Raw genomic sequence first — 14,725 nt, forward strand, 5'->3', positions numbered from 1 at the left:
GTTATTTGCCTGTTTTCTCTGGTAAGGCTTCTTTGAGCTTGGAGTGAGGTTTTAGGAGGCCATATTCAGGTGACTCACCAGATTCCAAAACATCAGAAATAAATTTGGGCTTTTGCCCATTAACAACGCGTCTTTGTGCAATCTGGTTTCCTCTCACGTTGCCATGATACTTCATGATAGTTTTTCCCTTGTTGTCCTCCGCCACGGGATACACAATTTGTCCTTCTGCATGTTGGAAGTTATGCAATATCAGCCAAGGCAATAAAACATCTCCCCAACAAGAGCCCCCTTTTGAATCAAGCATATGCCTGTGCATATATTCTATTGCAGCAACAATAACCTTCGAAAGATCATCATCACTGCCTAGCGCTTCAAATGGTCTGGAATCAGTTTTTTTCGGGATGATTATCAAGTCATGCCTATCAATGTTAAACACTACCGAACCTAACCCCATCGGCTTCCCATAGCCCAATTTATTAGCAAAAACAGGCTTTCCTTCAACGCTATTGGCTCGCACAGTTTCAATGTACTGCTTAACATTTTCTGGCAAGACAACTGAAATCTCTGGTTTCAGTAACAAATCCGGTTGAACTGAAATCAATAGCATTCCAAGCTCTACTCGGCTTAGCCCCTTAAAGCGAATATTGGAGCGATATTGAGTTTCGTTTGGGGAAACATATGCCAACGTTGGCGAGTACACCTCAGATAGGTTTTTAGATAGCTGAAGTTTTTCCGGATTAACCTGGTAAGATACAGGGTGCTTCTGATGACGATAAAATTTTCGGCCTGCTAGCTGCGAATCTTCATCCCCATTTACCCAACCCCAAGTATTCATCTCTGGCGAATCTTCGTCTTGTATCAAATTATGCTCCGCATTGGCCTTCGGTGTACCTGTTCTTGGCATCGCCCAGCAAAGCCCAATATCAGAAATTGACCTTCTCTTATTCTGCTCTCCCAACCACTCGACCGCGTGATTCACACTGACTTTACCTGCCAATTTACTAAAAGAACTTGATGACGTTTCGCTGTTATCTATTTGCTCAAGCTGTGCAACATCCCCAAACATATTTCGCATAATATTAAGCTGCTCAGGTAATGCATGGGAATTAAAGGCTTCTTCTTCACCTAGAGCCAGTTCAGCTCTAAGCTTGCCTTGACCATTTGAGTTGTTGAGCAGCTTCACCGAATCCTTGTAGATCCATCGGTAACGGTAGTGGTTACCAAACGAAACAATATTGTATGGATTACCTTGTTTATCAATTTCTGCTTCCACAAAGATCAGCAACCGGCCTTTATCATTCGGCGCCCAATTTGCTAAATTTCTCTGTGCATTAATGCCGTCTTTGACACTTTGTAATGTAACTCCTTTTTGCTTTTTGCCTGTATTACCAAAATGCGGGTGGTGTGAATCAATATGACCGTGCTTTGAATCCTTTAGGTGTTCTGTAGTTTGCTTAAATTGTTCAATTAATTGGTCATCAATTACAAACTGGTAGTTACTTATTTCCTCTGAAGATATTTCTCGGTTAAGAATCGGATTGCCTTTTAAATAAACTTCATCATATACAAGTGGGACTTTTCTTTTATTGGCAAGATGGAATAGTTTTGTAAATGCTCTATCAGCATCAATTCCATCAAGATAGCGCAGACGTTCCCCTGCGTAATTAAACCCCCTATAACCACCTTCATGCTCTTCAGGAAATTTAACATCATTTAACCGATAGAGATTTACAATGATCTCGCAAACTTCATTAGATTGCTGGTCATAGCGCACATCTTCAACGGTTGCAGCAAATGCTCCTTTGTTGCGTTGCAGACCCTCTAATTTTTTTACATTCAAATTAGGGCGATAGGACAAAGTCTTTTCTGCAACTCTTTGCATGGGTGCTGAAACTAAAGCACCAATATTATTCCGCAACATCCCCATTAAGCTGGAACCATGAATTAATGACAATTGTTGCTCTTCATGTTCAATGAAATTCGGTAACGATATTGTCTTTTTTTCAAACGCTTGCTCAGCTTTCTTTAAACTTTTTGAATCACTCTGCTTATTAAGTAAAGTGTTTTTGATGTACTCACGAAGGGGTTCAAGACTTTCTTTACCACTAATGTTTAAAGATGAAAGTTGACTAAGTGGCACTTGATAGTTACCAAAATGCCCAGGGGTTAAACAGGTAATTGTGCAATTTAACGTGCCACTAAATGTATCTTCAAAATAGGTATGATGACCAACTGTGTTCACATAAACCGTATTCAGTTTTCCGTTTTGAACCACCTGTGGAATATGATGATAAGGCGCATCGACTCCCTTACGAATGTTTTCTTGCTTTTGAGGAACTAGCTCTTCTTTTGAGAAGAACTTTAATTCGGTATAGACATCCTCTTTGCTTTGTTCTTCTTCGCCATTTGTCTCGATATTCTGTTTCGATTTTAGCGCCGTTACAACATCACTTATTTCACCCAAGAATATTGCGACATTAGTCAAAATAGATTTGCCATCGCGCACTGCTGGCTCAGCCAGAAAATGAAAAGTATTTTCTTCAATTAAGTCAGCAAGTGCATTGTTTTCCATCACTCGGCACTCATTTTCATCTCGCTCAAAATCCAGCAATTCTTCGTTAAACCTAAAAAACAAAACATCAAAATATATATTTTCCTGAAATCTCAATTTATTTAACGATATGAAGTGTTCTGTGTCACCAGAGTCAGAATCAGATTCAATGACAATAAAGCGATTTTTTCGTTTACCGCCTTTGTATTCAAACTCCTTAAATTTGAAAAGCTTCATCACTCACCTCCCTCTTCTTTGCAATTACTTTCCGATGCAGTTTCACCATTAAAAAACAAGGCGGAACCTTGCTGCTTAAACACCCACCGCTGTTTATTTAGTGACGGATTCGCTTCTTGAGCTTTTTGGCTAAAGCGTATGTCGAGTTCTTGTTGTGAATAAACCTTCCGCTCAACGGGTTTCTGCTCAGCACTTTCATCCAGCGTTTTATGCAGCACAAAACAAGGCTGGTGTTCGGCTGCTAGCAAGTTGCCAGTGTCGGTGAGTAAACGCAGGTAATGCCTGGGTGTACTGATAATGGCTTCGCTAATTTGGCGCTCAGGCTGCTGAACTAACGCTTCTTGCAAATCGTCTATATTGCTAAAGTAGCTGGGGAAAAGTTCGTTATTTCCTAACGTGACAGGCTCTACCCAAATAAAGCAGGTATCGCCCACATCTTTGCTCATAAAGCTGGTGCCTTCCAACGAGCCTTCGCCACACCATTGTTCTAACACGTTCCTTAAGGGCGAATTCATTGTATTAGCCATGTTGCACCTCCTGTTGTTTCGACTCGTCATTCACGGGTGCAGCCTGTGCGTCTTCTTCAAACGTCCATGTTAACCAGCCACTGTCTACCCATTGCTTACTACCCACAGCAAGCAGGCCAAGTTTTGCCATTTCAATGGCTGCGCCAAGAAGCTGCTCATGCTTGGCCATATCTTCTTCGGGTGCGGTGATCACAATTTCCCCTTCCAGGGCTCCACTAATAATTGAACAACGCATGTGCTTGCTGCTTTCGTACACGCCGCCGATAAATTCGTCTTGTGCGTGTCCGTGAAGCAACAAGGAGTCCCAGTTTTTCTTTTTCTCTTGCTCTTGCTCTTGCGCTTGCGGTTGCTCTTGCTTTTCGCCTTGCCCTTGCGGTTGCGCTTCTTTCAAGCGAGCATCGCTAAAGAAGATGTAGCTGCTTTCTTCGGTGGTGCCGAACAGTTTGTTGTAGGCATTATTGGTTTCTGAGCTATTGGCTTCTGGGTTATTGCGATGGGTGACACCTTTGTTATTGGGTTTGCCACAGTTCAACAAGCGCCAGCATTCATGAGCAAAAACGCCGCGAATACTGGAACCGGGAATATAGGGATCGTTTTGTGCATCCATCACGGGTTGAGAGCTGGGCACAGAGTAAAATGCCTCGGGGTATACTTTTATTACTTCACCTCGGTCGTTCTTCCTTTGTTCAGGTTCTGGCTCATAACCCGGTGGCTTGGAAGCCTGTTTACGCACCGTATCCATTACATCGTCCACGTTATGACCACCGACCAAATAGCCGTTAAGCCCATAGCCGTCTGCGTCGATACCCGGTGTTAAACTGTAGCGATAACGCCTGGTTTTCCAATGGCCTATAGGTAACTGTTGTAAGCCAAACGCTTCGTTCCAATCCTCATTGTCACTGGCATAAATGTGACGAGAGACTTCATGAGCAGGGTTATTAACCAGATCATCAGCAGTCTCTTTAGGTGACTGAAACGCATCAGGCCACTTGTCGGCTTGCGCGGTAGTCAGTCGAACCGCTTTTAAGTCCGTTAATTGAAACCAGCCTAATCCTGCTGCTACTTTTCGCCCCAGAAACGCCCCATGATCAGCCCAGTGCTTTAATGCCAAAGCAGCCAATTGCTCTTCCAGAATTTGTCCGTTTGAATCAGCCTTTTCATCAAGTCGTGCTTCGGGTTTTCCTTGGGATAGCGCATCAAACGTATTCACCTCCATCAGAAAATCCCAGCTAATTGGGTTACCCTTTGCATCAATATGCGACAGAGTTTCAATGTCGAATAACGCTCCTTCTTCCTGCGCACCAGTGATTTCGTTAATTTTTACCTGCTGGCGCACCATCAGTTTTGGCTGGCAACCTTCTTGCAAATGAGCATTGTGCAAAATCCAGTTGGACGGAACTGGCGCTTCGTCTACCTTACTATGGCCTTTACTGGTCACTTCTCGCGGTAACGAACCTTTATAACGCTTTCTGGCTGTGTCGATTAACGCCCCTGCCAGCGAGGTTCCGCGCAAAATAAAACGCCCTTGTCCATCTCGTAACACAGGCATGTCGATTGTGGTTTGCGCATCGGCACCGCCAGTGGAAAACTCTGATTTTTGGACTAATTTACCTACAAATAATGTACGGTAATTTTTCGGATTTGACTGTTGAGCACTCATTCTGCGGCCTCCTTGTCATTAACCTGTTGCTTATCGGCAGTGATGTGCAACCAGATTTTGTCGAAGAAATACAAGCTAAAAGTAATTTGGTCACCGAAAACCTTGCCCTTAATTTCCTCCTCCCAAACCTTGAAAGCTTGCTCTACGCTCAACCAGGCATTGTTGTGGATCTCGCGCTTGGTAAATTGCTTAAACAAATCAGCAATAGCGGAACTGGAGTCTGTTCCAGAAGCATGTTCATATTCCAGCCGCCTAACCTTTTGCCTTAACTGCTGCCACTGCTGTTTACTGACGTTTTTATCGGTGTCCTTAATAGTCTTTTTAAGGCTATCTGAAATTTTATCTTTCCAAAGTAAATCCGCTTGTTCATAAAGCTTTTCAGTATTGCAGTATGGCGACGAACTGTTATTGGCTTCTTGTGTTCCAGCACTTGCCCAAACCAGCTCAGGGACATCAGCATAGACATAAAATCGCCCTAAGCCCTGCGCTTGCCGTTGCCCAATAGCCGGTTTCTCAAACAATTTCACTAACAACTGTGTTACCAGTTCCCGTTGCTCATGCGTGAGATTTTGCCAATCAAAATGCAATACACTACCCGCAGCAATTGCTTGCTCAGATCGTTTAGGCAAACCACTGGCAGGGTTAAAGCCTGTAATAGCAGTGGTAGAACTTCGTTTGAAAAGATGCTCTTCAGGAATGGTTTCACCGTTTAGATTAAGTGCCTTTGCCAGCATTTCTACCGACAACTCTGAATAGGGCTGCAAGTTATCGTCGTACACTAGCCAGGGTGACGTTGTCACCACTGTCACTGAGCTTGTTTTTTCTGTTATTGCTGGCATCTTTGGCTTGGCTACAGAAACAGCGTTGACTACTCGTACAGGTGCCCCACCTCGTCCTATCAATAAGGGCTGCCCTTGTAGCAAACCCGTTAACATCCCGTGATTCAGTTCTTCCAGCAATGCTTTTGTGGGAACACATAGCTGGCATGAAAACAAGGTTCCCTTGGGCAACACTTCCTCGGTGAACAGGTTGGCATCATCTCGCTTCGAGTCTCGATTCGTTAAACCGTTGCGCATGTGAATCGCTGTTTTTTGCTTCAACAATGCCCAACTGTCGGCCTTATCTTTAACAAAAGAAACATAATGCCCCTCTCCTACTTTTTTGAGCTTCGGCGCTGATGACTCCCCCTCTCTTTCCCCTACAACAGGCGCATTCACTTGAGGCAGCGTTTTAGTGTTATTGAACCACCAAGGTAATGAAACAGCGCTAGAGCCAGCTTGTTCCTGCTCACCTTCAACTGCCCCTTGACTCGCACCAGCTTTTGCAACGCCAAAATGTTGAGGTAGAGGAAAACAGAAATTTACGTCGCTAGCCGGAACGGGATAAGCATAGCCAACACCCAATTCGCCATTAATAAGCCGATTAAATAGAGCTGGTTGTTTATTTTGCTTACACCAGTTTGCCAAGGCTCCCAACATTTTATTGCCGTCAATAAAGGTGTCGGTAGGCACTACATTGCCGGGTTTATTGGTAGAAGGCAGGCGCACAGGTTCAAGGGCTTCAAGCGTAAGCTGAACAAGGGTATTTTCGCCCTTAAACTCCACCTTGCTTTGCTGGTTAACTGAGGCGTTTTCAATTTCGGGGGTCGGTTTGAGACAGCCCAGTTGTATCGCCCCGGTAGCGCGATGTTTTTGGCTTCCCAGCGCATACATGCGCTTTAGAATGCACAACATGGCTTCTTGGTATGTTTTAAGTTTCGAGCTTTGGTCACTGGACACACCAAAGAACTGATAGCGACAGGTAAACTCAGTCCCGGCGCGCATGTATTGCTTGGTACGTAAGCTGGCATCTTGAGCAGCACGGTTATATAAGCTACGTTCTTTGCTCATTTCATTTTTTGTATCTTTATGAGCTTGCTTGCCCAAAGCCGTGGAAGAAAGCTCAATAAAAAATGACTCTGGCGAACGAACTTGCTTGTCTTCTTCCGACAACTCAGCAGAGAACACAATCAAACAACCTTGATCAAGGTTCTCTCTTTCCGCGCCAAACAAGGCATTTACCGTTTTCAGATGTTCTTTGTTACCCGTAAAACGCGCCCAATCGAACGCCGCTTCACGCAAAATACCTTTTAGATGTTGTCGCCAAATAATAGGGTAGCCTTGGTCGTCACGGGTATTAAAACTGTCTACAAGACCATTTCCAACGCCCGTACCGATGTGAGTGTCTTCCAGTAAGGTTAGCGTGAATGTGTAACTATTAACGTATGGCTGGCTCATGCGTTAACCTCCTTGCCCATTTTTTCGTTGCTCATACGACGTAACTTGTTTTTAAGTTCGTGAACTTCCATTAAGTCGGCGTAGTAGCTCATCATTACAGCCGGATCATTATCAATCTTCATCCAGGGGAAACCTGCGGTATTAGCGTCGCCTTGCGATTGAAGCTGCATGGCCTGTTCTACGCAGTGTCGGGTATTGGGCGGTACTTTTTGCCAGGCTATCGTTGAAGCCAGCTCACCCTGCGGCAACAACGACAAGGCATTCAGCATTTGGCTACGGGCTGGAGCACCTTCTTTTTGCAATGCTTTTTGTAAGCTATCGTCGGCTTCTAGCAAACGATCTAGCGTCATAGTGTTGCCATTTCCCGTCCCCTCTTCTGCGCTGCAAAGGTAGGGCTTTGCGGTGGTCAACAGCGTTTTATTGTTAACTTTGTGAATATGGTTTTGAAGGCGAGCGTCGATAGGCTCATCCACCCATGCTTGAGTGATCACTTCCCAATCTACAGTTGAATAACGCTGTTGGGCTTTAGGCAACCCTCGCCACTTCACTTTGGCCGAACTTGCCAACGCTTCTGCCACATGATGTAAACGATGCATAGGTAAAGCTGCCTTGGCGATGGCAACCCCAAACCCCATCGACAAGGGCTCGCCATCACGTAAGTTTTGGCTTTGCAGTTTATTGGCAATCTCAGACACCAAAGGCAAAGCGTACTTGGCACGACAAGCCAGCATTAAATCGTCGCCCCCCAACATAAACAATTCAAACGGGCGGGTTTCCTCAAAGGCAAATTTTTCAAAAGTAGTGGTTAAGGCGGCTTTAACCGACTTACGCATAGCCACACGCGCAGCGTGGTAGAAGGACTCAAACAACGCGTCTTTTTCAAGGTAGCTAAGTGCCTCATTCTCAGATTTATTCTTTAAATAAGCCTTGGCTCGGTTACCCATGTTGTTACCGTCGGCAACAATTAGCGCCAGGTAATCATCGCCAGCGAGGTGATTCAATTCTTCGGCTTTTTCCAGTGCATTTGGAAGGGTTGAAAGCCCTTGAATCAATAAACTGCCTACGTCCTGTGACGGTTTATTCGATTTTGCTTTACCCTGTTCATGGCGCAAACTCACAGAAGACGATACCCAAAACTTATCGTCATTACTTTTTCTCGCTATTTCCTGAGCCACACCTTCATGACTTAACTGGCACGGCTGAAATACAGGTAAAGGCGGAATGTTCAATTGGGGAGAATAATAAGAATCATCGGTTGGAGAAGAACTAACACTATTTTCTTCAATTAAATTACCTTCACTATCAAGCTCGTGGCACTTCACTTGTACGGTAATTCCCGGCAACTCTTTGGCAATATGTGCAGTAGCTTCCTTAATAAAGGCTTTAGCTTTGCCTTTTTCAGAGAAATGTGCCGTAAAATGCCCACCATCACGGCTTAAAATGCCTTTTTGCCACATAGCGTTTGGGTCGTCATCGCCCCCTAATGGATCACCCTCAATAGCCCCATCAAGCTCAAACTTCCCAGCAGGAGCACTACAGTTATGTGTTCCAGCCAGGTTAACCAAATCCTGACGGATCACCTGCCCCAGCAACGCATTCGCACCACGCATAACCGCCAACCTTGGAACATCAAAAATAAACCGCTGAATGCCCCCAAATTCAATCTTAACGATAAAACTCACATCACCATCCTTATTCCTGAAAAATCAGCCATTATGGATAGCACAAATCAAAACATATGCAAATGTTTTATACCTTATTATATTTTTAACAGATTCAGATCAAACTCGAGTTAAAATAGCTTAACAAAAGGCGTTTAAAGGAATTAATTAAAAAGGACAAAGATAAGGAAAGGTAAATAGAAATAGTTAAAGATAGAAAAGCGATATTGCGAGAGAAGTAATGGAGCTTTGTTAAATCAATGTCCAACCAATCCATCGTCATAAGACCGTCGACATAAGCACCTCTGTTTTGAGGGGGGATAAGTTCAGCCGACGAGCCCGACGCAATAGAGTCAAAAACCAGAGAATAAACTACTGTTGTATCTATCTGAACCGCACCAACTACACCAATTCATTAATATTGGTCACCTTGCTGACTAACCCAATAGTCTGGCTTACGATGCAAATTTGCCACAGCAAGAATAACGATAGATTTTTCATTCTCTGTGTAAATCAGGCCGTAAGGAAAGTTATGAAGCAAGCACCTTCGAGTTCGTTCACTTACCCGTTGCCAAGAAGAGGGGTATGCGATAATCCGTTTAAGGCCAGAGTTAACTTCTGAGATAAAGCGATCACCCAAGCCATTCAATTGAGATTCGTAATACTCGAAAGCATTATCTAACTCCAACTGAGCAAGCCTTGCAAACTCAACCTTTTTTTGCATACTTTTTCAACACATCCTTTGCTGAAACTGTTTCCAATTGACCCGAGTTTAATGCATCAACTCTGGACTCAACTTCCTTACCCCAAACATCTTCAAATTCTGAGGTCGGTGTATCCAGACTTTTCAATAAACGCTCTACCAGCTCTATTCGAGCCTCAGAAGGTAATGACAAGGCTGTATCAATAATATCCGATTGTTGATTTTTCATAGCACTTACGATTCAAAGGGTATTATCTAGAAGATAACACTCTGGCAATAAAGAGCAAAGCTCAAGCCGTTATCAAATAAGGCAGCGTATTTAGATTTAACGTATTTGAGCGTTTTTGGCACGAGCACTAAACCCTGTCCACTAATCACCATCGAGTTTACGGTTGTTTAACCCGTCCGTGGTATTTGGTTCCAGCCGCGACTTCCTGTCGCGTCGTTCGTTCCTTTTATCGTGATTACCTATCACGATAAATCTGCTTCGCAGACCGGAGCCTCACCCCTAAGAGCTCTGCAACAATGACTTCATGGGTCATGCCGACGGCTCGCCTTTGTTTCACGGGCACTCTGCCCTAATCAATCCTTCGTCATTCCGGCCTCCGAGCCGGAATCCAGAGAATCAGCAACAGTTGTGTCTGTTACAACCTTGCTAACTCCAACCATGTTTATTCGCGCTTTCCCTGCGCTCACCCCTTCGGGGCCATGCTAAAGCATGTTCAAATCCATTCCCGATGGATTTGTCACGGGCACTCTGCCCAATCAATGCGTCGTCATTCCGGCCTCCGAGCCGGAATCCAGAGAATCAACAACAGTTGTGTCTGTTATAACCTTGCTAACTCCAACCATGTTTATTCGTCCCATCCTTGGGACTCACCCCTTCGGGGCTAGCCTTCGGCTATTCAAAAATGTTCCCGACATTTTTGTCACGGGCACTCTGCCCTAATCATCGCTCTTATCAACAACACACCAGATTCAACAGGTGCTTGTCTGGAAGTCTCCACCACATTCAACCACGTTTATTCGCGCTTTCCCTGCGCTCACCCCTTCGGGGCTAGCCTTCGGCTATTCAAAATTGCTCCCGGCAATTTTGTCACGGGCACTCTGCCCTAAGAGCTCTGCAACTTTATTAACCCATAATCCTTCGGGAGCGCGACAGCCGTTGTTTCACGGGCACTCTGCCCTAATCAATGCGTCGTCATTCCGGCCTCCGAGCCGGAATCCAGAGAATCAACAACTGTTGTGTCTGTTACAACCTTGCTAACTTCAACCATGTTTATTCGTCCCATCCATGGATATAACTTTCATTGAAGCGCCAACAAGTTTACGGTTGCTTAACCCATCCATGGTGGTTGGTTCCAGCCGCGACTTCCTGTCGCGTCGTTCGTTCCTTTTGGCGTAATTACCTATTACGCCAAATCTGCTTACTCAGACCGGAGCCTCACCCCTAAGAGCTCTGCAACTAAGAAGGATAATTTTTATGTTTGAGTTATTTATGGTTTCACGGGCACTAAACCCTGTCCACTAATCACCACCGAGTTTACGGTTGTTTAACCCATCCGTGGTGCTGGGTTCCAGCCGCGACTTCCTGTCGCGTCATTCGTTCCTTTTATCGTGATTACCTATCACGATAAATCTGCTTCGCAGACCGGAGCCTCACCCCTAAGAGCTCTGCAACATGATAATTTCTTTCTTGGCCATAAACTTATTGTCGTTTCACGGGCACTCTGCCCTGATTAATCCGCCGTCAAAGTCCCCTCCCCTGGAAAAGGGGAGGGCTAGGGTGGGGTCAAAAACCATCTCACCACATTCAACCATGTTTATTCGTCCCATCCATGGGACTCACCCCTTTGGGGCTAGCCTTCGGCTATTCACCAAGATTTGTTGGAACAAATCAGAACAGCTTTAGCTGGCTTGCGAAGCAAGTGGAGCACATGGATGTGCGACATAAAAACGCTCCAGGCGTTTTTGTCACGGGCACTCTGCCCTAAGAGCTCTGCAACATAAAAAAAGACAGGGGCAGTGTTCGGGGTGTAAGGTTTCACGGGCACTCTGCCCTAATCAGTCCGTCGTCATTCCGGCCTCCGAGCCGGAATCCAGAGAATCAACAACGGTTGTGTCTGTTACAACCTTGCTAACTCCAACCATGTTTATTCGTCCCATCCATGGGACTCACCCCTTCGGGGCTAGCCTTCGGCTATTCACCAAGATTTGTTGGAACAAATCAGAACAGCGTTAGCTGGCTTGCAAAGCAAGTGGAGCACATGGAAGTGCGACATAAAACGCTCCCGGCAATTTTGTCACGGGCACTCTGCCCTAAGAGCTCTGCAACACTTTTCTCTGCGTATTTTTACGCAAATAATTTGTTTCACGGGCACTCTGCCCTAAGAGCTCTGCAACCATAAACGAAGAGATAATAAAAAATGGAAAAAGAGTTTCACGGGCACTCTGCCCTAAGAGCTCTGCAACATTAATAAATGTCTGATAAATATGAGATTTTGGGTTTCACGGGCACTCTGCCCTAAGAGCTCTGCAACTGAATACCTAGAATGGCAGTGCTTTTATTATGCGTTTCACGGGCACTCTGCCCTAAGAGCTCTGCAACAGCGGGCTTCTGGAGGCCTTGATTTTAAAGGGCTACAGAAGGGCTTTACTACCATCATTTATTAAAGAACGTGTTTTCGGTTGTTGAACCCTTCCATGGTGAGGGCTTCCAGCTCGGCATCCATGCCTCGCGTTCGAGCCTGAAATTGCTGCGCGCTCTCGCAATTTCCGGGCGGCTCTCACCCACCAATTTTTTATTGGTAAAAATCATGGCTTTTCATTACTGTTTTTGCAAGTTTCATTTGTTGCTTGTCTTCCCGTTATTAAAGGGGTGTCACCATGTGTTTTTTGAAAAAGCAAGAAATTAAATTCATAACCCATTGTTTTAATTGAGTTATTTTAAAAAGCCGAAACAATCTGTTACTTATATCAATTTCATGGTGATTTTTTAGCATTAATTCCTTTTTGAAATATATAAAACAACTCAAAAATCAACATTTATCAGTCCTTTTTTAAGTATTCTATGCTTTTATCCTGTTGTCTCTTTTTGGTGTTTTCCCATTCCTTTTCAACGAGTCAAATAAAAGCAATTTAATTCAACAAAGTCAATTAATTACAGGTGTTTTTACTATCACTTTTTGTGCTTATTTTCGGCCTTGCATTCCTTTTTATTCTTTCTCTATATTTTCTATTTTTGATATATTTTTAGCTGTTTCTGATGTTTGATGTGACGAATCGAAAAAGGGAAGAGAAAGTAAAAAGAAAAAAGAAATTTAAACCGTATTAAATAGTCGCCGCTTTTAGGTGCTCGAACACCCAAAAGCAGCTAACCATCACAAACTATCAAGGAGTTTATAATGGCTGAACATGATTTTAAGGGCTTTGGGGGATGTTTTGTCAAAGAGTTTCCGCTTGAACGGGGGAATTTGGTGTTAAAACAGCGTTGGTTGTCGCTTTTTCATGCGAATTCAGGCAGCCAGAACCACACGGGCGAGCCTGTATTCGGCTCTTCTCTCTCACAGGCTCAGGCATCGTTATTGGTACTTCCCGGGTATGTATTAATTACGACTCAACCTCAGTTGTGTGGGCAATTGGCGGGCATTGCAGAATTACAGTTCCGGCAAGACGAGTTAAAGCAGGATTTTTCCCACGCCATTGAAGGTTTGCTCATGCAAATCACCAGGTCAACGCCAGTGCTCATGTAGAAAATTCATGTAGCGAATTCATGGCAGGCCGTTTCGGGAGGCTTGTGTTAATGGCCTCCTTTATTGGTGAAATGGAATAGTCGAAATAGCCGAAATAAAAAACCTTAGCTCACAACATCCCATTGCCTTACAATGCCAACCTCGGGGTTTAATACCGCCCGACATCCGCTAACCTAAAGTGCTCATTGCAAGGTTTGTCAAAAAACCTACTTAACTTGCTGAAATAAAACACTTTTTCAGCCAGACATAAGAAAAACGATTAGCGGAAAACAAAAGCTCTTTAACAATCAACCAGTTAGCAACACAAACGCAAATGGACATTGCACCAAAAACCTCAATATCAAGGCTAAATAAAGAGGTTAGCGGAAAACACCAAACCAGGCCGCAAGGAATAAGGCCAACAACAGAGGGAGTTGCAACCAAACCTCAGGGCGAAGTGCCCGTGAAACCACATTAACTCCTCAGCCTGACGCTGAATCAAATGTTGCAACCAAACCTCAGGGCGAAGTGCCCGTGAAACACTAGGGGTTGTGCAATTTCTTCACTAGGGGGTGGTTGCAACCAAACCTCAGGGCGAAGTGCCCGTGAAACATATGATCACCGAAACTGTAAACACCGTGTCCACGTTGCAACCAAACCTCAGGGCGAAGTGCCCGTGAAACAAAGCCCCGATAGGTCTGACATCGGGGCTTTTTGTTGCAACCAAACCTCAGGGCGAAGTGCCCGTGAAACACGCAGAGGTCTATTGCCCCTAGTACATTGGATGGTTGCAACCAAACCTCAGGGCGAAGTGCCCGTGAAACATGGAGTCAGGCGGAGCAATACACACGCTACAGAAGTTGCAACCAAACCTCAGGGCGAAGTGCCCGTGACGAATCTTTCGGGAGAAGATTCGAACATGCTTTAGCATGGCTCCGAAGGAGTGAGCGCAGGGAAAGCGCGAATAAACATGGTTGGAGTTAGCAAGGTTGTAACAGACACAACGGTTGTTGATTCTCTAGATTCCGGCTCGTAGGCCGGAATGACGACGGACTGATAGGGCGAAGTGCCCGTGAAACCTGACCATACATCTAACGTATTAATCACGGGTGGTTGCAACCAAACCTCAGGGCGAAGTGCCCGTGAAACTTTACAAATAGTTATCTAACTTTTTCAGCATCATGTTGCAACCAAACCTCAGGGCGAAGTGCCCGTGACAAATCCATCGGGAATGGATTTGAACATGCTTTAGCATGGGCCCGATGGGGGTGAGGCTCCGGTCTGCGAAGCAGATTTGGCGTAATAGGTAATTACGCCAAAAGGAACGAACGACGCGACAGGACGTCGCGGCTGGAACCAAGTACCATGGAAGGGTTAAG

9 protein-coding genes and 2 CRISPR repeat arrays are annotated in these 14,725 nt (G+C 44.8%); of the genes, 1 reads left to right on the forward strand and 8 read right to left on the reverse strand.

The genetic code is table 11. The annotated features are described in order from the left end of the window. Position 1: 1 nt before the first annotated feature. The 7 genes from KIH87_RS11760 to KIH87_RS11790 form a co-directional block, all read right to left on the reverse strand. Positions 2 to 2,788: a hypothetical protein gene (locus KIH87_RS11760; RefSeq protein ID WP_232358058.1), complete on the reverse strand. Its 2,787-nt coding sequence runs from the start codon at positions 2,786 to 2,788 to the stop codon at positions 2 to 4. Beyond that, the gene (locus KIH87_RS11765) at positions 2,788 to 3,315 is read right to left on the reverse strand and encodes a hypothetical protein (RefSeq protein ID WP_232358059.1); all 528 of its coding nucleotides are present in this window, start codon (positions 3,313 to 3,315) and stop codon (positions 2,788 to 2,790) included. Before KIH87_RS11765 ends, KIH87_RS11760 begins: the two co-directional genes overlap by 1 nt. Further along, on the reverse strand, positions 3,308 to 4,975 hold the full coding sequence (locus tag KIH87_RS11770; protein ID WP_232358060.1) for an RAMP superfamily CRISPR-associated protein: 1,668 nt from the start codon (positions 4,973 to 4,975) through the stop codon (positions 3,308 to 3,310). The genes KIH87_RS11765 and KIH87_RS11770 overlap by 8 nt, the downstream gene beginning before the upstream one ends. Next, positions 4,972 to 7,251, reverse strand: a complete 2,280-nt coding sequence (locus KIH87_RS11775; protein ID WP_232358061.1) for an RAMP superfamily CRISPR-associated protein — start codon at positions 7,249 to 7,251, stop codon at positions 4,972 to 4,974. The genes KIH87_RS11770 and KIH87_RS11775 overlap by 4 nt, the downstream gene beginning before the upstream one ends. Then, complete coding sequence (locus KIH87_RS11780) at positions 7,248 to 8,933, reverse strand: Cas10/Cmr2 second palm domain-containing protein (RefSeq protein ID WP_232358062.1); 1,686 nt, start codon at positions 8,931 to 8,933, stop codon at positions 7,248 to 7,250. The genes KIH87_RS11775 and KIH87_RS11780 overlap by 4 nt, the downstream gene beginning before the upstream one ends. 394 nt (positions 8,934 to 9,327) lie before the next feature. Further along, positions 9,328 to 9,636, reverse strand: coding sequence for a type II toxin-antitoxin system RelE/ParE family toxin (locus KIH87_RS11785; protein WP_232358063.1), 309 nt, complete (start codon positions 9,634 to 9,636; stop codon positions 9,328 to 9,330). Beyond that, positions 9,620 to 9,844: an addiction module protein gene (locus tag KIH87_RS11790; RefSeq protein ID WP_232358064.1), complete on the reverse strand. Its 225-nt coding sequence runs from the start codon at positions 9,842 to 9,844 to the stop codon at positions 9,620 to 9,622. Before KIH87_RS11790 ends, KIH87_RS11785 begins: the two co-directional genes overlap by 17 nt. 2,071 nt (positions 9,845 to 11,915) lie before the next feature. Next, positions 11,916 to 12,223: direct repeats of the CRISPR family, unit length 35 nt; unit sequence GTTTCACGGGCACTCTGCCCTAAGAGCTCTGCAAC. A 796-nt stretch (positions 12,224 to 13,019) separates the two neighbouring features. Here KIH87_RS11790 and KIH87_RS11795 point away from each other — a divergent pair. Continuing rightward, on the forward strand, positions 13,020 to 13,367 hold the full coding sequence (locus KIH87_RS11795; protein WP_232358065.1) for a hypothetical protein: 348 nt from the start codon (positions 13,020 to 13,022) through the stop codon (positions 13,365 to 13,367). Between the two features lie 412 nt (positions 13,368 to 13,779). Then, positions 13,780 to 14,243: direct repeats of the CRISPR family, unit length 37 nt; unit sequence GTTGCAACCAAACCTCAGGGCGAAGTGCCCGTGAAAC. A gap of 27 nt (positions 14,244 to 14,270) precedes the next feature. On the opposite strand, the gene KIH87_RS11800 is transcribed toward KIH87_RS11795, so the two are convergent. Then, positions 14,271 to 14,453, reverse strand: a complete 183-nt coding sequence (locus KIH87_RS11800) for a hypothetical protein (protein WP_232358066.1) — start codon at positions 14,451 to 14,453, stop codon at positions 14,271 to 14,273. Between the last annotated feature and the right edge of the window lie 272 nt (positions 14,454 to 14,725).

Origin of the sequence: Paraneptunicella aestuarii (genome assembly GCF_019900845.1) — a bacterium.
GTDB lineage: Bacteria > Pseudomonadota > Gammaproteobacteria > Enterobacterales > Alteromonadaceae > Paraneptunicella > Paraneptunicella aestuarii.

Excerpts from the sequence above, each read along its gene's own strand:
- KIH87_RS11760 (WP_232358058.1), bottom strand. The coding sequence starts at position 2,788 with ATGAAGCTTTTCAAATTTAAGGAGTTTGAATACAAAGGCGGTAAACGA.
- KIH87_RS11765 (WP_232358059.1), bottom strand. The coding sequence starts at position 3,315 with ATGGCTAATACAATGAATTCGCCCTTAAGGAACGTGTTAGAACAATGG.
- KIH87_RS11770 (WP_232358060.1), bottom strand. The coding sequence starts at position 4,975 with ATGAGTGCTCAACAGTCAAATCCGAAAAATTACCGTACATTATTTGTA.
- KIH87_RS11775 (WP_232358061.1), bottom strand. The coding sequence starts at position 7,251 with ATGAGCCAGCCATACGTTAATAGTTACACATTCACGCTAACCTTACTG.
- KIH87_RS11785 (WP_232358063.1), bottom strand. The coding sequence starts at position 9,636 with ATGCAAAAAAAGGTTGAGTTTGCAAGGCTTGCTCAGTTGGAGTTAGAT.
- KIH87_RS11790 (WP_232358064.1), bottom strand. The coding sequence starts at position 9,844 with ATGAAAAATCAACAATCGGATATTATTGATACAGCCTTGTCATTACCT.
- KIH87_RS11795 (WP_232358065.1), top strand. The coding sequence starts at position 13,020 with ATGGCTGAACATGATTTTAAGGGCTTTGGGGGATGTTTTGTCAAAGAG.